Here is a 22,491-nt window from a genome sequence, read left to right on the forward strand (position 1 = left end):
GTCGTCTGCAGAGCGCAGTATTATACACTAAGCGAGCGCGGAACGAGGCGTAGCGTACTGGCTTCGGGCCACAGATCCCGTTGTTCGTTGAGTATGGGTCTGGAGCGATTTTTCTTCAGCCAGGCCATGGCTTCGGTGGAGGAAAGTGGTCGACTGAACAGGAAGCCCTGAACGCGGTCGCAGCCACGGCTGCGGAGGAAAAACACTTGCTCCTGGGTTTCCACGCCCTCGGCAATGACGTGTAACCGCAAGCTTTGTCCCAGCGCAATGATGGCTTCGGCGATGGTGGCACCATCGGGATCGGTGGAAATATCCTTGACGAAGGACTTGTCGATTTTTAGCGTGTTGAGCGGGAATTTCTTCAGATAACTGAGCGAGGAGTAGCCAGTCCCGAAATCATCAACCGAGATGTGGACACCTAAATCACGCAGTTGATGCAGGGTCTCTGCGGTTTGCTCGACGTTATGCGCGAGGAAGCTCTCGGTAATTTCCAACTCCAGCAGCGACGGATTAATCTGGTATTCCTGAATGGCTTCGCGCACCATGTCGACGAACTTGGTTTGACGGAACTGGCGCATCGACAAATTAAGCGCCATCCGCAACGGCGGAATACCTGCTTTTTGCCAGCGAACTAATTCTTTGCAGGCAGCGTGCAATACCCACTGACCGATCGGGTGAATCAGGCCGGTTTCTTCGGCAAACGGCACGAACTGTTCGGGCAGAATCAAGCCCTTCTCCGGGTGTTCCCAACGCACCAAGGCTTCGATGCCGATGACACCGTGGGTATGCAAATCGATTTGCGGCTGGAAGTACAGTCTGAATTCTTCTCGGTCCAGCGCATGGCGCAAGGCGTTTTCCAGAATCAGATGTTCATACGCCTTGGCATTCATGTCAGCGGTGTAGAACTGATAACGATTTCGGCCCTTTTCTTTTGAACGATACATCGCCGTGTCGGCATTTTTCAGCAATGACTGCATGTCTGTTGCGTCATCAGGGTAGAGTGTAATGCCAATGCTTGGCGAGGCGACGACTTCATGGCCATCGAGTATGTAAGAGGGCGCCATGACCTCAAGGATTTTTTGAGCGACTATCGCAGCGTCGTCTGAGTTGTTAATGTCTTCGAGGATGATGGTGAATTCATCACCGCCCAGGCGCGCGATAGTGTCATTGCGGCGGGCGAATTGTTCCAAGCGGCTGGCAACGCCACGCAATAGCTGATCACCTGCATGATGTCCTAAGCTGTCGTTAATGTTTTTGAAGCGATCCAGGTCGAGAAAAAACAGGGCTAAACGGCGATTGTTGCGCTGCGCGCGCAACATGGCGCGGCGCAGACGATCGCGGAACAGGGCGCGGTTGGGCAGGCCGGTGAGTGAATCGTAGTTGGCCAAGTAGGTCAGGCGCTCTTCGGTTTCTTTGCGTTCAGTTACATCGCGAGACACAGCGACAATTTGTTGGACGCTTTGGCCATTTTCATATTCGGTAATGCACTTGCTGTAGGTTTCCAGCCAGATGTAACCGCCTTCTTTATGGCGAATACGGTAATTGACCGGGGTTTCGAAACTGTCGTCAATCAACTGGCTGATTAGTTTGCGACGGGCCTTTTTGTCGTCAGGATGCAGAAAATCCAGTACGGATTGACCACGAATTTCATCGGGCGCATAGCCCAAAACACGCTCAACCGAGGCAGACATGAATGTGCACTGCCCGTCCAGGGTGTATTTACTCAGAAAGTCATTGCTGTACTCGGTGAACAATTGATAGTGCTGATAATCTTCCCGATGACGCTGCTGTTCTGACAGTTTAAGCAGCATCATGGTCGCGCCGGTGTAATGATCTTTGCGATTCGGCAGAACAACAACCTGATAAAGACCATCGGCAAAATTGAGTGTGGTGGAAACGGTTTCACCCTGATGCACATTCGGCATTAGTTGACTGACGTCAGTAAATGGCGCAGGCAGTTGATGCAGATTGTTTTGATAATACGCTGCGTGATCCTGTGGACTGAATCCGTGGGCGGCAGTGATGGTATCCTGGTCGTCCATCACCAATATGAATGCGCCAGAGTAATCTTTCAGGGCGAAATTCGTTGTCTGATCCATAGTTTATTCTGCGCGCCTCAGTCGCGAAAATTGGTGAACTGAACAGGCATCCCCAGGTCTTCGCTGCGCAACATGGCGATAACTTCCTGCAAATCGTCGCGCTTTTTGCCGGTGATTCGTACTTGTTCACCTTGAATGGCGGCCTGAACCTTCAGTTTTTTGTCCTTGACCAATTTGACGATTTTTTTGCCGAGCTCTTTATCGACGCCTTCTCTGACGGTGATAATTTGCTGAGATTTATTTATCCCCATTGACTGGGTTTTACCGGACTCCAGGCTGCCTACTTCCAAGCCTCGTTTTGCCATTTTGTTGTACAAAATGTCGCGAATCTGTCCGAGCTGGAAATCATTGTCTGCCCACAAGGTGAGTTTTTTGTCGCTGTGCTCAATTTTTGCGCAACTCCCTTTGAAATCGTAGCGTGTGCCGATTTCGCGAGTAACCTGATCAATGGCATTCGCTAGTTCGTGCTTGTCAATTTCAGAGACTACGTCAAACGAGGGCACAAAAACTCCTTCAAGGAAACTAGCTAAACGATTGGGTGATACTGGGGGGTGAAGCGCCGGTGTAAGTCATACCTTAAACCACCGAGAATGTGTTGTTCAAGCATAAATAGGGAAAAATTTTGTTAATTCTTTGCGAGCGGAAAATTGGTTTTTCGGGCCTGGATATTGCTCATCCTAGCGGTTTTGTCTTGAGGGCGTGATAATGATTCCTGCTCGGATCAATCTGGTGGTTGGAACGTCCTGTGCTACAATGCGGCAGCTTTATCATAGCCAGAAAAAAACTCTTTGGGAGAAAATATTCATGTATAAGGTTTTGATTGCACTCTTGTTTGGTGCTTTTGCCTTAAGCGCGCAGGCGGAAATTAACACAGGTATTGGTCATGCTCCGGGCAAGCCGAGCGCAGCGGGCCCTCATGACATGCCCGCCGGCGGAATGGGGGACGTGGGACAGATGATGATGCCTCCCGAAGGACCCTTGGTTGAAGGTACTGTCATCAGCAGTATTCCGGGTGCCGGATATGTCTACATCGAAGCAACCGTGGCCGGCAAAAAGACCTGGATTGCTGGAGTGTCCATTGATGTGAAAAAAGGCGACAAAGTCCAGTTTGTGGAAAACACAGTGATGGAAAATTTCACCAGTCGCAGTTTGGGACGTACCTTTGACCGGATCATTTTTGCGTCCAGCCTGAAAAAAGTCCAATAAAGACGAACTAGGGTTGTTCTTTGGGAGGAGCCTGCAGGTTGGTCTGTATGGCTTTTTCCAGAGCACTTACCCGGGCTTCAGACTGTAGTTCGCCATGAAACTGGCCGTTAGTGTAGAGCATCATGGCGGGTAAGTGGAATAACTCAAACTCGTGTGCCAGTGCGGGTTCCTGTTCGACATCGACATGATACAAACTGACCGCCGGATGGACATGCTGGTAGGCCAGCAGGATTTGCTCCCACTTGCGACATGATCCACAACCCGGTTTGGAGAAAAACACGATCGAGATGCCACGGCGGCTCGCTAGTGTGTGATGAAACTCAAACTGGGAAAGATAGACAAAAGGTGAAGCTGGATTGGTTTGGCTCATAAGTTTGTCTATGTCTGTGTTTTCATTGGTCAGTTTACTTGTTTTCAGGCTGAAAATCGATAGAATGGCTTCCACCTCTTGCCGATAGAAAAGGTCGGGAATAGAGGTCAATTTGTTCAAGCAACAAGGGATACGAATTCATGAAAGCGTTAATTGCCGCCTTAGTGGTGGGTGTAATGACACTGGGATTTTCAATCGACAACGCCGAAGCCAAGCGTATGGGCAACGGCAAGTCTTTTGGTGGAAAACAGAGCTTTAGTCAACCGCAAAACCGTTCTGCACAGAAAGAGCAGGCGGCTGCACCGACAGCGGCTCCTCAGCAGGGGGCTGGCGCTGCGGCGGCTGCTTCGGGCGGTGCTGCCAAGGCTGGTTTGATGGGCGCGTTGGGCGGATTGATGATCGGCGGCCTGTTGGGCGCGCTGTTCTTCGGTGGCGCATTTGAAAATATCAATTTCATGGATATTTTGATCATCGCGCTGATCGCCTTTGTGGTGTACAAGATTTTCGCTTCGCGTCGCCGTGCGGCGACGCAGCAGCAGCCCGTGGCGGCAGGGTATGGTCAGGTCGACGTCACTCCTGAGCAACACCACGCGCCTCAGCAGCGCCAGGCTCATCAGGAACCCGTTGCTGCACCTCAGCAAAAACAAGGTGCTGGGTTTGACACAGATCTGATGTTCAAAGGTGACAAGCCTGATCTGGGTAGCGCGGCAGTTGCGCCTCGAATCGTCAGCAAGCCAGCGGGCTTTGACGAAGCGCACTTCCTCACGGGAGCCAAGGAGCTGTTCGTGATGATGCAAAAAGCCTGGGACAACGGTGATCTGGCCGACATCCGCGAATTTACGACAGACGCGGTGTTCGCTGAAATTCAGGATCAATACCGTGCCCGCGAAGGTAGCAGCCAGACCGAAGTGATCAGTGCCCATGCAGAACTGTTCGATGTACGCGAAATCGACAATGCGACAGAAGCGGCAGTGCTGTTCACCATGAGCCTGAAAGAAGACGGCGTCGACGTTCATGCTCAGGAAATTTGGCACTTCACCAAACCCAAGGCAGCTTTCAAGCCGACTTGGTACCTGGATGGCATACAGCAGGTTGAAGCCTAAGCGCTAAAACGCAATCCGTTGATGTGAACCGGGCTCCCGTATGGGGGCCCGGTTTTTTATTGGCCAATGAAAGGCTTTTTCTGGTACAAATGGGAGAGGTACCAATTAAGTACATGAGGAGCATGCCATGGCCGACACGACAGATGATGTTAAGCAGAAAGCGAAATCTGCAGTACTTGATGGCGAGGATTTGCGTCAAGCGGTGCGCGATATCACCTTGCAAGCGCTACAGTCACGCAAGTTGGACCACCAGAATATTCGCGCAGTCGTAGAGGCTGTTTTGGCGGGCGTGAGTGGCGGATTGCAACAGCCTTGGGATAAGGCTCGTGACGATGCTGCGCGCGCCTTGCATGGTGTTGATGACGCCCTGCAAAAAGCGGCTCAAGCGGCGAAACTGGCTACCGAAGAAGCCATCGGTCGCGGAACTGAATTTAGCGATCATGATTTGCGTGCAGCGATTGATGAATTGTCCACGCTGGAATCGATGTTCCTTGAAACTGTCAAAGTGGTTGCCAGCCAAAGCAGCGGCGTTGTCGCTGATATTTTCAATGATTTGGGCAAACATCTGAAAGCCACGGGCACTCAGGCAGGTGGGCAGGCAAAGGAGGCAGTCAATTCGCTCTACGATATTCTGTCATCGGCAGGTCGTGACGGCGTTGCCAATCTGACCGTGGCCGGTAAGCACGTGGGTGAGCAATTGGCGCACATTGCCGCCGGATTCCTTGGCGGTATGGCCGAAGCGATCGCACCCAAGAAAAAATAACAAACATGCTATGGGAAACCTTGAGTGCGGCGCGTGATTTAGGTCGCTTGCACGATATCGCCACGGTGTTGATTCGTTGGGGATTTGGTGATGTGGTTCGCCGCCTGGGCATGAGCCATGCGCTGGAGCGCGCCGGTAAGGTGTTGCACTGGGGAGCTTCACCTATTCTGAGCGATATGGAGCCACCGCAACGGGTGGTGAAAGCGTTGCAGGAACTGGGGCCGACGTTTGTCAAATTGGGCCAGTTGCTGGCGACGCGCGTTGATCTTTTTCCTCCTGACTGGATTGCTGCCTTCGAAACCTTGCAGGATCAGGCTGGAATGCTGGATTTTGAGCAGCTGCGAGCGCAATTAACCGAAGATCTTGGTGCTGATCCTGACAGTATTTTTGCGGAGCTGGACAAGCACGCTCTGGCGGCAGCCTCGATTGCTCAGGTGCATAGCGCAAAGCTGGTTGATGGCACGCCGGTCATTTTGAAAATTCGCCGCCCCGACATCGTCAACAAGGTCGAGGCTGACTTGCGGTTGTTGGCGCGCCTGGCCGAACTGGCTGAAAATAACATTCAAGAGCTCAAGCGTTTTCGTCCAACCGAAGTGGTCCGACAATTTTCGTTGTCATTGCGGCGCGAACTGGATTTGTCGGGTGAGTGCCGTCATGCCGAACGGATTGCGGCGAATTTGCAGGACGAATTTGACGTTGTTATTCCCCGCGTTTATTGGCAGTGGAGCAGCGAGCGGCTGAATGTTCAGCAATATATTTTTGGTATCAGCGGTCGCCAGTTTGCCAAGCAATCTGATCAATTGCACAACGGCCAACGTATTGCCAAATTGGGTGCTCGGGCCATTTTGCACATGGTGCTGGTCAATGGCTTTTTTCACGCTGATCCGCACCTGGGCAATATCATCGTTACGCCGGATAACAAACTCGCGCTGGTGGATTTTGGCATGGTGGGACGTCTGTCCGATCAGCGCCGTGAAGAGTTGATTGATTTGCTGTATGCCTTGGTCAAAAAGGACAGTGTGGCAGTGGTTGATGTACTTCTGTTGTGGGTCCGTGGCAGTAACATTGATGAAACGGCATTAACCGCAGAAGTTGAAAATTTTCTCGACCACTATCATGGGCTGAGTTTGCGACAACTGGATTTTACCGCTGTGTTGATCGATTTAACGTCGATCCTGCGCGAGCATCAATTGACCTTGCCTGCTGATTTAGCGTTGCTGATAAAAACGTTTATTTCTCTGGAAGGTGTAGGGCGCAGGCTGGATCCTGATTTTAATATTGTCGAAGAAGCAACGCCCTTTATGGAGCGGTTGGTGCGTGCCCGTTATGCGCCATCGGCCTTGCTGAAGCGAGGCGCATCTGATGCGCAAGCGATATGGCGAATGTTTTCCGATGTGCCCAGGGATGTGCATGCCCTAATCAAATCCATGCGCCGTGGCGGCATGCAGGTGCATGTGGATCTGACGCGCCTGGATCATTTCGGTCACAAGATTGATCGCGCGGTCAGTCGATTAACCGTGGGAATTGTTGTGGCCGCGTTAATCGTCGGTACGGCGATTGTCAGCTCAAATCAAAGCGAAATCACGTTGTTTGGCATGCCGATTTTGGGCGTGGTTGGCTTTCTGATCGCCTGTGTGGGCGGAATAGGTTTGCTGGTGTCTGCCTGGCGCAGTGGGCGGGATTAAATCGCCGGGTCTATGCGGCTTTGCAGCAGCAGCTCGATAAAATGCTCTGCATATGGATGCAGCTCTTGATCAGCTTGTTGCAGGTACGAGCGGAGTTGTTCGCCGTTGAGCGCGCAATGGTGAAAGCTGGTTTCCAATGCGTGTTGCCTGTCCTGATTGACAAATAAATATGCGATTATAATTTTGTGAGTTTGCTGTAACAGCAAACAACGTAAAGCATTGCCGGCTATCGTCGCAACGCGTTCAGTGACATAGGTATGAGCACATATTTTTATGCCGTGACTGACCAGTTTTTTACTGATCTGCCATTCGCTGTCTTCCAGCAGTTCTTGCTCCATGAGCATGATTTCGTGTTGTTCGCGTTGAGTTAGTTCGCTGCTGATCGGTGTGAGTCCCAGACGCTGCGGTATTTGGTGATGCAGTTTCGCAATGAGCGTGGCGTTGTCGACAGATTTTCCTTGTTGCTGGATGGATGTCATGCGTTGCTGGAGTTGCTCTGCAAACAACTGACGATATTCGTCAGAGGGCGCGTGGATGACATTGGCCATCAGTCGCGCATCAAATGCATGAATGAAATTGCCGACCAAAACGGTGGCTTCACCGATGCTGGCTGCGCCGCTGCCAGTAATTTTTTTGCCGCCTACCTGCAAATCCGTCAGACCAATTTGTTGCGCAGCAATGCCAATGTGCTGGTAGCAGTCGATGATGGGCTGTAACAACCGGGGATAAAGTTCATTTGCGGTTGTGGGTGCGATGGAGCGATGGAAAATGAATTGAAAAAACAGTTGCTGCTGATCCAGTAACACGCAGCCGCCACCGGTTTGTCGCGGAATAATGCTCAGATTGTGTGCCTTGCATCGCTGTAGATCAAACTCAAGTTCGGCTTGCTGATGCATGCCGACGCTGAGATACGGGCGGCCAGGTGAACAAAGCACCAGCACGGGCGCGTCGCCGGCACGCATGGCGTGTGCGATGCCATGATAAACCGACTGGGATTTAAGTGGTGAAACACTGCCCAAATTGATAACGCGCAATTGCACCCGGTACGTCCATGCGATTGATGTAGCAGTCACTATACGGGAGTGGGGTGGGAAAAAGAAGTTGGTCATTGGCTGGAGGGGGAGGCGGCATCCGCGGTAGAATGAGACCCCTTTTTCAGGATTGTCGCTATGCCCATCGTTAAATTCGATAATGTTTCCCTCGCCTTTGGGCACGTGCCTTTGCTGGACAAGGTCAATCTGGCCATTGATCCCGGTGAGCGGCTGTGCTTGATTGGTCGCAATGGCGCGGGCAAATCGACCCTGTTGAAGGTGATCATGGGCGAGGAGCACGTCGATGATGGTCTGATGTGGAAGCAGGATGGCGTGGTGATTTCTCGCCTGCGTCAGGACGTGCCCATGGATGATGACCGTCTGGTGTTTGATGTGGTGACCGATGGTTTGGGTGAAGTGGTGCAACTGCTGCGTGTGTACCACGAAACCTTGGTACAACTGGAGACCGATAGCAGTGATGAACTGCTGAACAAACTGAGTCGTTTGCAGCATGATCTGGAAGCGCTGGACGGTTGGAGTTTGCAGCAGCGGGTGGATTCGGTAATTTCGCAGTTGCAGTTACCGGCTGAAAAACGCATTAACGAACTTTCCGGCGGATGGCGTCGTCGCGTGCTGTTGGCACAGGCTCTGGTGAACGGGCCGGATTTGCTGCTGCTGGATGAGCCGACCAACCACTTGGACATTGCTGCGATTCAGTGGCTGGAAGAGTTTTTATTGCAGCAACGCATCGGTTTGCTGTTTATCACCCATGACCGCGCGTTTCTAAAACGCCTGGCAACCCGAATTATTGAATTGGATCGCGGCAATTTGACCTCCTGGCCGGGCAACTACGAGAATTTCTTGCGCCGCAAGGAAGAACGTCTGGCCGCAGAAGAAATTCATAACGCTGAATTTGACAAGAAACTGGCCCAGGAAGAAGTCTGGATTCGTCAGGGAATCAAAGCACGCCGTACTCGTAACGAAGGGCGGGTGCGCAAGCTCAAGGCATTGCGCCAGGAGCGAACCGAGCGACGCGAATTGCAAGGCAAGGTCAGCATGGCCGTTGATACCGGCAAAGCCTCAGGCAAGCTGGTGTTTGAAGCCGAGCACATGCGTTGCGATTACGACGGTGAAACGCTGATTGCGGATTTTTCCACCACCATTATTCGCGGTGACCGGATTGGTCTGATTGGCCCCAACGGTTCGGGCAAAAGTACTTTGCTGCGACTCTTGCTGGGAAGACAGCAGCCCACGGCGGGCACCGTGCGTCAGGGAACCAATTTGCAGGTTGCCTACTTTGACCAGCAGCGCGAACAGCTCGATCTGAAGAAAAACGTCATCGACAACCTTGCGGAAGGTCGCGAAACCATTGAGATCGGCGGTCGCCAAAAGCATGTGATCAGCTACCTGCGCGATTTTCTGTTCGACCCGGCCCGGTTGCATTCGCCGGTTGAAAGCCTGTCCGGCGGTGAACGCAATCGTCTGTTGCTGGCCAAGCTGTTTTCCAAGCCCGCCAACCTGTTGGTGCTGGACGAACCCACCAACGATCTGGATATGGAAACGCTGGAGTTGCTGGAGGACCTACTGGGCGAATATGAAGGAACGGTGTTGCTGGTCAGCCACGATCGTGATTTTCTCGACAATGTAGTGACCAGTACGATTGTGTTTGAGGGCAATGGTGTGGTCCACGAATACGTGGGCGGCTACGAGGATTATCTTCGCCAAGCCAAAACCCGGGTGGCGTCGCCCAAGGAAACCAGTCCCGCCAAGTCTGGGGTAACGCAGGCTCCCGCTTCTGCCCCAGCAGCTCCAGTCGAGGTGCCCAAGGCGGCCAAGCGCAAGCTCAGTTACAAGGAGCAGCGCGAGCTGGAGTCTTTGCCTGGCTTGATCGAATCTCTGGAAAATGAGCAGCAGCGGCTACAAGCAGAAATGGGAGGGGCGGATTTTTACAAAAGGGATAAGGATCAAATTGCTAAGGTTTTAGCCCGGGTCGATGAGGTTAATGCGGCCTTGGAAAAGGCGTTCGAGCGCTGGACCGCGCTGGAGTAACCTGCTGAATCCATAGAAGTTCTAACAGCATCACAATGGCTGTGCGACGGGCGTCACAGATTTACAAGTTCGGCCTGTTGAAAACCCCATAGCCGTCGACTAATAGGTTGAACCTATGGATGTTGTGAGGGACGAATTGTGAAAGTAAAAATCAGCCATCTACATGTAAACCATGCCAAGCGCGAAGAAGGTACCGTGGTGATCAAAGCGGCAGCCAGCGTTGTGGTTGCGGGTATTTTGTTTGCTGCAGCGGTCGAAGGGGCCGGATTAGTCAACTCCTACAAAAAAGAACAGCTCTATGATCAAGTGATGGCCATGGAGAGTCAGGTCTGGGGTTATTACCAGCAAAATGGTCGTTGGCCAGGGGACTGCAATAAGGATGGCGTGATCGGCTATCAACCGCCGCACAAGTTAGAAACGGGGCAGTTTGCGCCGCAAGCATGCACAGGCAAAGCTGAGGGCTTTACCCAGGCGCTGGGTGATTTGCAGCAACTGGGCATGGAAAGTGGGCTGCAGAAAAAGGTAGCCCAGGGCGAGTTGCAGATTGGTTCTGGCGAAATTGCCGGGCAAAAAAGCAATGCGATCGTGAGTTACGACGTGCCGGTTGAAGTGGCGCAATGGTTGGATATACGCATTGATGGCTTGGCTAACGCCAGTGATGGTCGTTTGCGTATCTGGGGCGAGAATGCTGATGCAACCCAGTGGGATCAATCAGGCAAGGCAACGGTGACCGTGGCCTATTATTTCGACAAGAGTGTACCTAATTCGTAATTTGCTGAAATTGATTTGAAAAGCAAAGGCCGGGAATTTCCCGGCCTTTGTGTTTTACTCTTGCGGATTACAAGCGGTCGTCGACCTTATCCTTGGGCAGAATGGATTTTACGTCGTAGAGCACGCAGCCGGGGCGGCCTAGTGCCCGTATGGCGTCTGCGCCCATGTCGACAAACTCTTTATGAGCCACGGCCAGGATGATGGCATCGTAGTGGCCGGTTTTGGGCTTGTCGATGGGGGTTACACCGTACTCATGCTGGGCCTCGGCTTTGTGTACCCAGGGATCGTAGATGTCGACCTTGGCATTGTACTCTTTGAACGCATACACGATGTCAATTGCGCCGGTGTTTCTCAAATCAGGACAGTTCTCTTTAAACGTCAATCCCAATACCAGTACGTTGCTGTCAACGACGGCTAGGCGGTTCTTGATCATTTTCTTGATGACGGTGCTGGCGATGTGCTGCGCCATTTGGTCGTTGACCCGACGACCGGACAAAATGACGGCCGGGTGGTAGCCAACTTCCTCGGCTTTATGGGTCAGGTAGTACGGATCAACGCTGATGCAATGGCCACCCACCAAACCGGGACGGAAGGGGAGGAAGTTCCATTTGGTGCCCGCGGCTTCCAGCACTTCCAGAGTGTCGATGCCGATTTTATTAAAGATCAGCGCCAGTTCGTTGACCAAGGCGATATTCAGGTCGCGCTGGGTGTTTTCAATGACTTTTGAAGCCTCGGCAACTTTCAGGCTGCTGGCTTTGTGGGTGCCGGCCACGATGACGGTGCGGTACAGGGCATCCACATAGTCGGCAACTTCAGGGGTGGATCCGGAGGTTACTTTTTTGATGGTGCTGACACGGTGTTCTTTATCGCCGGGATTGATACGCTCTGGCGAATAGCCGGCGTAAAAATCGACGTTAAATTTCAAGCCAGAGACCTTCTCCAGTACCGGAACGCAAACTTCTTCTGTTGCACCGGGATAGACGGTGGATTCGTAAATGACGATGTCATTTTTCTTCAGTATCTTGCCCAGGGCTGTTGATGCGCTGACCAGCGGGGAGAAATCCGGGCGTTTGTTTTTGTCGACCGGGGTCGGCACAGTCACAATGTAAACGTTGCACTTGGCGACGTCGTTGAGCTGATCGGTGTATGACAGCTCGGTCGCTTCCCTCATCTCCTCGTCGCTGACTTCCAGTGTGCTATCATGACCTTGCTTCAATTCCTTGACGCGCGCGCTGTTGATGTCATAGCCGATGGTGGCCATTTTTTTTCCAAACTCTACCGCCAGAGGCAAACCGACGTAACCCAAGCCGACGATCGCGAGGCGGGTATTTTTTAATGAAAACGTCATTTGATTATCCTTAAAAATGGTTCAAAGAGAATTGGTAAAGTAAAAAATTCACGCTGTGAAATTTTTCGTACCCAAGTACGGTTTTATCGTCATAGTACGTTTCGGCAAGAGAAATATTACCTTTAGCGTGGTTTGGGTTTGAGGTGATTCTAACTCAGCCGGGTGCAAATTTATAATAAAACCTTTGGGTGGGTTGGGCTGGCGTAGGCGGAATTTGTTGCGCAATTGAGTAATTTTTGTGCGATATCGGAAAAGGGTCTAACGAATTTCTCATCTTGGACCGCTACCGTGGTAATGACAGAATTAATGGGAGAGGTTGGGCATGGCCTGTATTGAACCGCTGATATCGCACCCCGATTTTACGGAGGGAGAGTATTGGCAGCGCATAATAGTTGAGAGGGACACTAAGATAATTGAGCAAGGGCAAGCGGGTCAGCATTTTTACTTCCTGGAACAGGGACAGTTGCGGGTTTTGGGGCGAGTGGAACTCGAGCAGGACAAAAATGTCAACCCGGGTGTCTACGATGTTGAACCTGGCCAAATTGTTGGTGAGCTGATTTTGTTTGATGACCAGCCGCGTTCGGCCACGGTCAAGGCCGTTGAGCGTTCGGTATTGCTACAATTTGATGGTGTAAAGACCATGCAGTTCCTGGAGCATCATCCCGAGGTGGGCTTTGGCTTTATGCGTGAGCTGATGAAGGTGATGGTTGGGCGGCTGCGCTCTACTAACCAGAAGGTTTTTTCGTTGCTAGCCTGGGGGCTAAAAGTTCATGGAATTGGTAAGGAATTATAATTACTACTTTAGTGTTGTATAGCGTCCGTGAATATTTTGATAACATTAACAAAATCATGCCTTTGTTGCCGGGACAACCTGATTAATCAATGATTCGTCTATTCAAGCACTATATCCATCGAGCTCAAATCATATTGGCATCGGTCGAGACGGCTATATTTTTTGTGGCCATCTACGTCGGGATGCAGGTCCGTTTTCCATCATCCACTCCTAATCTTGAGCTGTTGTTGCCCAAAGCGGTGCTTTTTACGCTTGTGATGATGGTGAGTTTGGTGTCGGTCGGATTATACCAGCGTCATCTACGTGATGAAGCTCTGGGGGTGTTGCTGAGAATTGGCGTTGCTTTTGTGGGTGGCACCGCGTTCATGAGTTTGAGTTTCTATTTGCTGCCGGAGTTTTTCGTGGGACGGGGTGTGTTCCTGATAGCGCTGGTGTTTTCGTTGGTGCTGGTACTGGTTAACCGCGCATTTTTTGGAAGAATTGCTGATCATCATGCCTTGCAACGTAGAGTGTTGGTGATTGGTGCTGGTGAAATGGCGTTGACGATTGACCGTCATTTAAAGCGCAAAACCGATCGGCGGGGCTTTGTTATTGTCGGCTATGTTCCTTTTGGTCAGGAGGAAGTCAAAGTTGATAAAACGCAGTGTCTTCGCAAAGAGGAGAGTTTGATTAATCTGGCTTTGCAGCTGGGAGTCAGTGAAGTTGTTTTGGCGCTGACAGAGCGCAGAGGCGGAGCGCTTCCCGTGGAAGAAATGCTCGACTGTAAATTGAGTGGCATTGAAATTATCGATTTGCAGACGTTTATGGAGCGCCAGACCGGAAAGGTTTTATTGGAGATATTGAAGCCAAGCTGGCTGATTTTTTCTGACGGTTTTGCACAAGGGGCTGGGCGCGCATTTGGTAAGCGCGTATTTGATATTTTGGCGAGCTTGATATTGCTGTCGTTCGCGCTGCCGATTATGGTGATCGCGGCAGTTTTGATTTATTTGGATGATCGAGGCCCAGTTTTTTATAGTCAGGTGCGAGTTGGTCAGAACTGGAAGTTGGTGCGCATACTAAAGTTCCGCAGCATGCGAGTGGACGCTGAAAAAAATGGTGCTCAATTTGCCCAGAAAAATGACAGTCGTGTTACTCGAGTAGGGTCATTTATTAGGAAGACGCGCATTGATGAGTTGCCTCAGTTGATCAATGTTTTGAAGGGAGACATGAGCTTTGTTGGGCCTCGTCCTGAGCGCCCTGAATTTGTTGAGGAGTTCTCTAAAACCATTCCTTACTATGCTGAGCGGCATCGGGTGAAGCCAGGAGTGACCGGTTGGGCACAAATAAGCTATCCCTACGGTGCTTCACATAAAGATACTATTGAAAAGTTTCAGTACGATCTCTATTACGTGAAAAACTACAGTATGTTTCTTGATTTTTCCATCTTACTCCAGACCGCAGAAGTCGTGCTCTGGGGTAAGGGGGCTCGTTAGCTGCGCTTATGAGTGACTTTGGCGCGGTCTTTTATGCTTCAGCCGCACTGGTGTCACTTGCGCTGATTCTTCTAATTTTCCTGTATTGGCGAGCGAAGATGTTCGCGAGCTGGTTGATTGCTCCGCTGCTGGTCAATGCCGGGTGGGCGGCTGCGTTGTCTTGGGCAAGTTATGTTCAGGCACCAATCACGTTATTTAGTTTATTTGCTGAAATTGTTCGTGATTTGGTGTGGCTGATCTTTTTGGCCGCTATTTTGCGATATGCACGAAAAAGCCAGAAGGATGTGCCCAGGATATTTTTACGTATTTTTTTCGGAAGTGTATTGCTGGGTGTGCTGTTGTTGTTTCTGTTGGTTGCACTTAGCACGTTCAAAATTTCAGTACCTGTTTGGTTAGGGTACGATTTTCGGGTTATCGTACAGGTATTGTTTGCTCTTTCGTGTTTGATATTTGTCGAGCAAATTTTACGAAACACACTTTCTCATGAGCGTTGGGGAATCAAGTTTTTCTGCATTGGATTGGGGGCGCTGTTTGCCTATGATTTTTATATGTATTCCGATGCATTATTGTTTAGGGAGTTAGATCCCAATATTTGGTATGCGCGCGGGGTGGCTGAGGTGTTGGCGCTAGGTATGGTGGCGCTGGGCATTAGCCGCATGCCGATGGGTGATAGCCGATTGATGTTTTCCCGGCAAATTGTTTTTTATACCACTGGTATGGCGGCGGCGGGCGCCTACCTTCTAGTAATATCACTTGGTGGATATTACATCATGGTGTTTGGCGGTGAATGGGCTGCCATTATTAGAAATGTTTTTATTTTTTCCTGCATTATCGGCTTTGTTGTTTTGGTATTTTCGGGGCAAATTCGTGCCAGGCTGCGCGTTTTTGTTGATAAGCATTTCCTTAATGCAAAATATGACTACAAAAATGAATGGCTTTCTGTTATCAGAGAAATGTCGGCGGAAGATGAAAGCAAGGGGAGCGTGGAAACTCGAACCTTGCGTGTAATGCTGACAGCAATGGATTGCCAAGCAGCAGCTCTTTGGGTGCGTGATAACAAAACGAATTTTATATGCGAAGATCAATTTGGATTTGGTGAATTTGAAGGTATTGAAGTAAGCAATCATAGTCGCATAATTCAATTCCTGGAGGAAAGTCAGTGGGTAATAAATATTGATGAATACCACATGGGTATGGAACAGTATCCTGATTTTCTGTTGCCTGAGTGGATAGAGAAAAACCCAAGGGTCTGGTTAATAGTCCCACTGATGTTGCAATCAAAATTGCATGGATTTGTCATTTTGTCGCGGCCGAGGGCAGAGCAAACATTTGGCTGGGAGGATGTCGACCTCCTGAAAACGTTGGGGCGACAGTTAGCGACACATTTAGCTCACGCCCGTTCTGCGAGCGCATTGGCACATTCCAGGCAGTTTGAGGCATTTAATCGACTGTCGGCGTACGTTATACATGACCTAAAAAATTTGGTGTCGCAGTTAGATTTGGTTGTGAAAAACGCACAGAAGCATAAACACAACCCTGAGTTTATGGACGATGCAATCAGTACGGTAGGGAATGCGGTAAATCGCATGAACAAACTATTGATTCAACTACGAGGGGGGGGAGTGATCTCTGATAGAGATGAGCAGGCCAATATCCGTGATATAGTAGCACAGGCAGTAAGGGAAAAATCAGCTACCGAGCCTATCCCTTGTATTGAAGGAGAGGGCGTGAATGCCACAATACGAGCAAACAATGACAAACTGGTCTCTGTAATTGGTCACTTAGTTCAAAATGCACAGGAGGCTACTTCTCGGGATGGTCACGTTGAAGTGCGAACATTCATTGATGGCAGCGATGTAGTGATCGAAGTAGAGGATAATGGGTGTGGTATGAGTGACTCATTCATTCGAGATAGACTATTTACTCCGTTTGACACCACTAAAGGGTTGACCGGAATGGGCATTGGAGCTCATGAGTCAAAGCTCTATATCGAGCAGTTAGGTGGAAAGTTACGAGTAAAAAGCGAAGTTGGTAAGGGAACGCTTTTTACTGTGCGCCTCCCTCTGAGTTCAAATTTGTAAAGTGGAGAATTGGATTTGGCTGAAAAATCTACCTTGCTGATTGTTGAAGACGATTTGGGAATTCAAAACCAACTCAAATGGTGTTTTGATGCTTACGAAATTGTTTTAGCCTCCAATCGTGAAGAGGCAATAAATGCATTGCGTAGATTCGAACCTCAAGTTGTAACGCTGGATATGGGATTACCGCCTGATCCTGGTGGAACAAGTGAGGGGCTGGCGACATTGGAAGCGATATTGAATTTGGCGCCAAAGACAAAAGTCGTTGTTGTTACCGGAAATGATGACAAGCCTACTGCAGTAAAAGCAATTGGCTTGGGGGCGTATGACTTTTATTTGAAGCCCATTGATGCAGATATTTTAGGATTAATTGTAAATCGCGCGTTTCGGGTTGCCGAACTGGAAGCTGAGAACGAGAGGTTGTATCAGGGGGCGCATTCTCCTTTAGAGGGATTGATCGCAAGCAGTCCACAAATGATGAAAGTTTGTCGTACCGTGGAAAAAGTGGCGCCAACAAATGCGACAGTTTTACTTTTGGGAAGCAGTGGTACTGGAAAAGAAGTGCTGGCGAGATCTATACATAGATTGAGTTCTCGGGTGGAACAGCGGTTTGTGGCAATTAATTGTGCGGCGATACCTGAAAATCTTCTCGAAAGTGAATTATTTGGATATGAAAAAGGTGCTTTTACTGGAGCAGTGAAGCAAACGCCTGGAAAAATAGAGTATGCGCATGGTGGAACTCTTTTTCTTGATGAAATAGGTGATTTACCCATGGCTCTTCAGGCGAAATTGCTCAGATTTTTACAAGAAAGAGTTATTGAGCGAGTTGGTGGACGTGGAGAAATTCCTGTTGATGTGAGGGTGATTTGTGCAACTCATCGTACCTTGCAGGACATGATTGCTGAAGGGCTTTTTAGGGAAGACTTATTCTATCGATTGAGTGAGATAACTATCAATATTCCTGCCCTAAAGGATAGGGATGGGGATGCATTAATGATTGCTAGAGCGATATTGAGCAGAGTTGTTGTTGAGTCTGGCGGAAAGACAAAAGACTTTACTCAGGATGCAGTTGCTGCGATTGAAAATTATGCGTGGCCAGGAAATGTACGTGAGCTGGAAAATAGGGTGAAGCGCGCATTTATCATGAGCGATGGTACGAAAATATCGGCGGAAGATCTTGAGCTAAATGAAATCGGTGATGAGAAAATGCCATTTAACCTTAGAGAAGTGCGAGAGGCTGCAGAAAAAAGAGCGGTTAGTCGCGCGCTACACTATTCGAATGGGAATATTGCACAGGCTGCCGAGCTATTGGGAATAAGTCGGCCTACGTTGTATGACCTAATGAAAAAACTTGGAATACAGTAAATGAACATTCGTATGCCGGCTCTAGGGCTTCACATCTTATTCCTGGCGACATTAGCATTGGTGTTGCTAATGTATTCAGCAGGTATCGAATTTTTAATGCTGAAGTGGCTGAATTTTGATCATGGAACCTATAATCACGGTTTTCTATTGTTGGCTGTGGCGATTTATTTCTTTTACAAACGATTTCCAGCACAAAAATTTTCAGATGAAAGATTCAAAGTAGTTGGGGCCGTATGCTCTGTATTACTAGCGCTAATTGGATTTGCTTTAGGCGCGATCAATATAGTTGCAGGTCAGGTATTGGTTCTGTATCTATTACTGTTTTTTATGCTGTTGGCAACGTATGGCTGGGGAGGAGCAAAAGCCTCTATATTTCCACTAGCAATACTGTCATTTGCAATACCCGTCTGGGACGTTATTGACGGAGTTCTACAACAAACTACCGCATTGATGTCTTATTATCTTGTTCAGTTGAGTGGTATACATATACTGAAGCAGGGAATTGATTTAGTTGTTCCTGCCGGAAGGTTTGAAGTTGCACCATCGTGCAGTGGAATTAGTTATTTTCTTGCAGCAGCGCCGCTGGCAATTATTTACGCTGCCCGGAATTTTGGATCAAAAAAGCATCAAACTATTGTTGTTGCTTCGATTGTTTTGGCAGCAATTGTTTCCAACTGGATTAGGGTTGCGATTATTGTTGTTGTTGGTGAAACGACAAATATGCAGCATAGCCTGGTTGAAGATCATTTCAATTTGGGGTGGGTGATTTTCGGTGTTTTCTTTATTGGTGCGATTTTAATTTTTAATAGAGTATTTCCAGGTCCTGGGGACGAAGCTCAAATTAATACTGAAACTCCCATTAGCTCCAAGGTCGCTGCGTCACACGCGACACTTCTATCAGCAGGAATTTTGATTATCTTTCTGGCAAATCTTACGATCACGCAAAAGCTGAATAATGTTTCTAGTGCATCTGCGCTGGAAGGTATCTCCGTGCCGAGGGAATTCACGTTGACTCAACCTATATCGTTGGCACGGAAAATTGATGTTCCAGGAGACGTGAATGTTGATTACTTGGCAGTGTCTATGGATTCGCCGGTATATTTGCGCATTAGTGGTTTTGAGAGACAAACTCAGGGATGGGAGATTGTCTCCTCGTTGACTAAACCAGAAAATTATTTTGAAACTCCAGGAGGATGGGTGGAGTATGCGGGAAAACGGAATCTTTCCTCTTTGGTTGTTAATAAATATTTTTTACACATTAATGGAATGAAGCGTTATGTGGTGTGGCAATGGTATTTCGTCAATGGGCACCACACTGGAGTGAGTGTTGAAGCAAAGCTTGCTGAATTCGCTGGGTATGTGCGTGGTAATAATGCCGGCGCCGTCATTTTTTTGATGGTGGAAACTGGAATGGAGGACTCGCTGATTCAGTTTGCTCAAGAACTGACTGCGAATGAACGGTAAATACGTAAGGGATAGTAGTGATGAAACCGATATCTAAAATTTCTGTTTTTCTTTTGGCCATGTTTGTTCTGTCTTCGTGTGGATACTTTAAAAGTACCGAGGATAAATTGGCCGATGCAGCCGACTTATTGGCTGAGGATAAGTATGGGGCTGCGGTTATCGTGATTAAAGGCGTATTGGATAGTGAGCCAGATAACGCGGCGGCGAGATACTTATTAGGAAAAACGTATTTTTTGCTCGGTGATAATGAAGGTGCGGAAAAAGAGCTTGAGATTGCCTTCAGGAAAGGCGGTCGTGATATCAAGGAGTTGCCCTATTTATGGTTGTCATCATTGCGAGAGGCAGGAAATGTTGTTGCGCTTGAAGAAAAACTGGCAACTTCAGAGATTTCCGGAAAATTAAGTGATTTACAAAGAAAAAATTTCGAAGCCTGGATTTTGTTAAGAAAGGGAAATGCAGGTGAAGCAAAAGCTCTCTTTAATGCAGTGCTTGGGGAGAATGCAGCCGATGTTGATGCGTTATATGGTTTAGCGTGGGCTTCAGTAGCGGAGAATAATGATGTCGCAGTGTTGGAATATCTGAAGTCATTATTTGACGCCTCATCTTCTGTTAATGTCCCTGCAGCGCTGTTATATGCGGAAGTATTATTTAAGCTCAATCGTGGTTCGGAGGCGGAAGAAAAGTTGCGTCAGGCGTTGGCGACCGAGTCGCAAGATTTATTCACATTGAGGAATTTAAATATTCGGATTGGTTTGATACGAATTTTGCTTGAGAAAAATAATTTTGAAGAAGCTAGTGTCCTTATAGAGAAGACATATAAATTAGCGCCAAATCATGGTTTGGTGGCGTATTTCCAAGGGTTTAATCTATACAGAAAGCAAAACTACGCACAAGCGAAGCAGATATTAACGACGGTTATTAACTCTGTTCCTGATCATAAGCCAACTCTGCTCTTATTGGGCAGTATCAATTACATTGAAGAAAATTATGCCCAGGCAGGATTCTATTTAGAGCGATATTTGCAAGATCAGCCTGATAACTTGCAGGCCAGAAAAATGCTGGGGGCTGCCCAGCTGAAGTTGAATGAGCCAGGCGCTGCGTTGCAATCACTAAAACCAGTGATGGGGAGTGGTGATGCCGATGTATTGAAAATAGCAGGGGCCGCTTCTTTGGCTATGGGAAAGCAGGATGCAGGTATCGATTATTTCAAATCGGTTGTTCAGTCAAATCCGGATGATGTGGATGTCAGGGTCGAATTAGCCAAGGCATACATCATGGCTGGTGATGATGTAAATGCCAAAAGGGAACTCGAGAAAACACTGAAAGCAGGAAAAACATCTGAGCAGGCGTTTTTGTTGCTGCTCAATATGCACTTGAAAGCGGGCAATAAGGATCTTGCGACCGATTTGGCAAAAAGTGAAGTCGATCGTCATAAGGGTGGGGCGTTCTATAGAAATGCATATGGTCAGATGCTAGTTCAGCAAAATAATCTATCCGAGGCAAAAAAACAGTTTGTAAAAGCGACAGAGGATGATGCCGAATTCTGGCCTGCCAAACTTAACTTGGCTAAGACCCGGGTATTAGAGAATGATATTGCCGGCGCGCTGAAGACGTATCGTGCGTTACTTGATGATAAATTAAATCCACAAATAGCCACTGAGTACGCTGGATTTTTATTAAAACAGAATGATGAAAAGCATCTGATTGAATTTCTAGAGTCGTTGCCGATTGAGACAGAGTATTTGAGGTTATCTTCGTTTTTGCTGACTTTGTATAATAAATCGAACAATAAAGATGCTTACGCGCGATACCTCACAAAACTTGAGGAGTCAAAAGCGGGGCGGGTGTTGGCGCTGAAGATAAAAGGGCGCGATATTCTTCGTGAAGGAGATACTGCCCAGGCTACATCTTTGTATAAAAAGGTTGTTGATAATGAACCGGACTCTCCATCTGCCTATTTTGACTTGGCACGAGCACAAAGTGCTGGTGGTGATAATTCAAAGGCGAAGGATACCTTGAAAAAAGCGTTGACGTTGAATCCCAACTTTGTACCAGCCATTGCTGCATTGAGCAGTCTTTATGCCGAGGATGGGAATGCAAAAGCTGCAGGTGATTTAATTGATCAATTTATTGCTAAAAATCCTAATGCAGCAGTAGGTTATGAAATGAAAGGAGATCATTTCGTACGTAACAATCGAACAGCTGAAGCAATAGCCATGTTTCGGAAAGCACAGCAATTTGACCCACGGCGGTTGCCTTTGGGGATAAAGTTGGCTCGAGCGTATGGTAAGCAGGGGGATGTTAAATCAGCCATTAATACCCTAAATCAGTTGCGAGATGTTGTAGACGCATCGTCCCAGTTTGACGTGGAACTGGAGCGAGTACGAGTTTTTGGTGTTGGTGGAAATATTGCGCAACTTAGGGAAGAGGTACAAAAAACGGCTACTCGTTATCAGAGGGATCCGGCAAAGCTAAATGATCTAGCTTGGGTTATGCATGAATTTGAGGTGATTTCGGCGTTAAAGCTGGCTGAGGATGCATGGCGACAGTTGCCAGATAATGCAGCGGTTAATGATACGTATGGCTGGATTTTGTATAAGAGTGGAAAGTTCCCGCAAGCTATTGAAAAACTGAAGAAAGCATATGAATTGGCTCCTAAATCGCCAGAAATTGCCTATCACTATGGGGTAGTTTTGCATGAAACCGGTCAGAAAGATGCGGCAAAGAAAATTTTGTCGGCTCTTAATGCGCCAGGAGTGAATTTTCCAGGCAAAGACTCATTGAATAAATATCTGCGGTAAATGGATCAAGTTTAAGAAGGATTCGTTTGGTCCGATACAGTCTGATGGTTTTGAAACTTTTTTAAGAGTAATAAAACGTATGCCTAGATTTGT

General features: G+C 48.5%; 17 protein-coding genes. 12 read left to right on the forward strand and 5 right to left on the reverse strand.

The features are described from left to right. Window positions 1-20: 20 nt before the first annotated feature. Together OEW58_08095 and OEW58_08100 are read right to left on the reverse strand one after the other, a co-directional pair. On the reverse strand, window positions 21-2,099 hold the full coding sequence (locus OEW58_08095; protein MDH5301306.1) for an EAL domain-containing protein: 2,079 nt from the start codon (window positions 2,097-2,099) through the stop codon (window positions 21-23). A gap of 17 nt (window positions 2,100-2,116) precedes the next feature. Then, the gene (locus OEW58_08100) at window positions 2,117-2,602 is read right to left on the reverse strand and encodes a YajQ family cyclic di-GMP-binding protein (GenBank protein ID MDH5301307.1); all 486 of its coding nucleotides are present in this window, start codon (window positions 2,600-2,602) and stop codon (window positions 2,117-2,119) included. Between the two features lie 301 nt (window positions 2,603-2,903). On the opposite strand from OEW58_08100, the gene OEW58_08105 reads away from it, so the two are divergent. Continuing rightward, complete coding sequence (locus OEW58_08105; GenBank protein ID MDH5301308.1) at window positions 2,904-3,305, forward strand: hypothetical protein; 402 nt, start codon at window positions 2,904-2,906, stop codon at window positions 3,303-3,305. Between the two features lie 7 nt (window positions 3,306-3,312). Here the strand turns inward: OEW58_08105 and OEW58_08110 are convergent, their stop codons facing one another. Next, complete coding sequence (locus tag OEW58_08110; protein MDH5301309.1) at window positions 3,313-3,795, reverse strand: thioredoxin family protein; 483 nt, start codon at window positions 3,793-3,795, stop codon at window positions 3,313-3,315. Window positions 3,796-3,815: 20 nt separating this feature from the next. On the opposite strand from OEW58_08110, the gene OEW58_08115 reads away from it, so the two are divergent. From OEW58_08115 to OEW58_08125, 3 genes are all read left to right on the forward strand, one after another. Continuing rightward, the gene (locus OEW58_08115) at window positions 3,816-4,778 is read left to right on the forward strand and encodes a Tim44-like domain-containing protein (protein MDH5301310.1); all 963 of its coding nucleotides are present in this window, start codon (window positions 3,816-3,818) and stop codon (window positions 4,776-4,778) included. 127 nt (window positions 4,779-4,905) lie between these two features. Further along, window positions 4,906-5,541 (forward strand): hypothetical protein, encoded by a 636-nt coding sequence (locus tag OEW58_08120; protein ID MDH5301311.1) that lies wholly within the window; start codon window positions 4,906-4,908, stop codon window positions 5,539-5,541. A gap of 5 nt (window positions 5,542-5,546) precedes the next feature. Next, window positions 5,547-7,226, forward strand: a complete 1,680-nt coding sequence (locus tag OEW58_08125) for an AarF/UbiB family protein (GenBank protein MDH5301312.1) — start codon at window positions 5,547-5,549, stop codon at window positions 7,224-7,226. Here OEW58_08125 and OEW58_08130 read toward each other — a convergent pair. After that, entirely contained in the window at window positions 7,223-8,266 is a 1,044-nt protein-coding gene (locus OEW58_08130) for a lipoate--protein ligase family protein (protein ID MDH5301313.1), read from the reverse strand. The two genes, OEW58_08125 and OEW58_08130, sit on opposite strands and share 4 nt — an antisense overlap. Window positions 8,267-8,395: 129 nt before the next feature. Between OEW58_08130 and OEW58_08135 the strand changes: the two genes are divergently transcribed. Together OEW58_08135 and OEW58_08140 are read left to right on the forward strand one after the other, a co-directional pair. Then, window positions 8,396-10,306: an ATP-binding cassette domain-containing protein gene (locus tag OEW58_08135; protein MDH5301314.1), complete on the forward strand. Its 1,911-nt coding sequence runs from the start codon at window positions 8,396-8,398 to the stop codon at window positions 10,304-10,306. Window positions 10,307-10,444: 138 nt separating this feature from the next. Next, window positions 10,445-11,077 carry a hypothetical protein gene (locus OEW58_08140; protein MDH5301315.1) on the forward strand — a complete coding sequence of 211 codons (633 nt, stop codon included), beginning with the start codon at window positions 10,445-10,447 and terminating at the stop codon, window positions 11,075-11,077. 67 nt (window positions 11,078-11,144) lie between these two features. Here OEW58_08140 and tviB read toward each other — a convergent pair whose 3' ends face one another. Further along, complete coding sequence (gene tviB / locus OEW58_08145; protein ID MDH5301316.1) at window positions 11,145-12,425, reverse strand: Vi polysaccharide biosynthesis UDP-N-acetylglucosamine C-6 dehydrogenase TviB; 1,281 nt, start codon at window positions 12,423-12,425, stop codon at window positions 11,145-11,147. 322 nt (window positions 12,426-12,747) lie between these two features. On the opposite strand from tviB, the gene OEW58_08150 reads away from it, so the two are divergent. From OEW58_08150 to prsT, 6 genes are all read left to right on the forward strand, one after another. Beyond that, window positions 12,748-13,218 (forward strand): cyclic nucleotide-binding domain-containing protein, encoded by a 471-nt coding sequence (locus OEW58_08150; GenBank protein MDH5301317.1) that lies wholly within the window; start codon window positions 12,748-12,750, stop codon window positions 13,216-13,218. Window positions 13,219-13,307: 89 nt separating this feature from the next. Continuing rightward, window positions 13,308-14,690, forward strand: coding sequence for a TIGR03013 family PEP-CTERM/XrtA system glycosyltransferase (locus tag OEW58_08155; GenBank protein MDH5301318.1), 1,383 nt, complete (start codon window positions 13,308-13,310; stop codon window positions 14,688-14,690). 8 nt (window positions 14,691-14,698) lie between these two features. Continuing rightward, a complete protein-coding gene (gene prsK, locus OEW58_08160) occupies window positions 14,699-16,771 on the forward strand; it encodes a PEP-CTERM system histidine kinase PrsK (protein ID MDH5301319.1) in 2,073 nt (690 codons plus the stop codon). A 15-nt stretch (window positions 16,772-16,786) separates the two neighbouring features. Then, on the forward strand, window positions 16,787-18,133 hold the full coding sequence (gene prsR / locus OEW58_08165; protein MDH5301320.1) for a PEP-CTERM-box response regulator transcription factor: 1,347 nt from the start codon (window positions 16,787-16,789) through the stop codon (window positions 18,131-18,133). Next, complete coding sequence (locus OEW58_08170) at window positions 18,134-19,597, forward strand: exosortase/archaeosortase family protein (protein ID MDH5301321.1); 1,464 nt, start codon at window positions 18,134-18,136, stop codon at window positions 19,595-19,597. It abuts the gene before it with no gap. A 20-nt stretch (window positions 19,598-19,617) separates the two neighbouring features. Continuing rightward, the gene (prsT, locus tag OEW58_08175; GenBank protein MDH5301322.1) at window positions 19,618-22,398 is read left to right on the forward strand and encodes a PEP-CTERM system TPR-repeat protein PrsT; all 2,781 of its coding nucleotides are present in this window, start codon (window positions 19,618-19,620) and stop codon (window positions 22,396-22,398) included. The last annotated feature ends 93 nt before the right edge of the window (window positions 22,399-22,491 follow it).

This window comes from Gammaproteobacteria bacterium (assembly GCA_029884425.1).
Lineage (GTDB): Bacteria > Pseudomonadota > Gammaproteobacteria > S012-40 > S012-40 > JAOUHV01.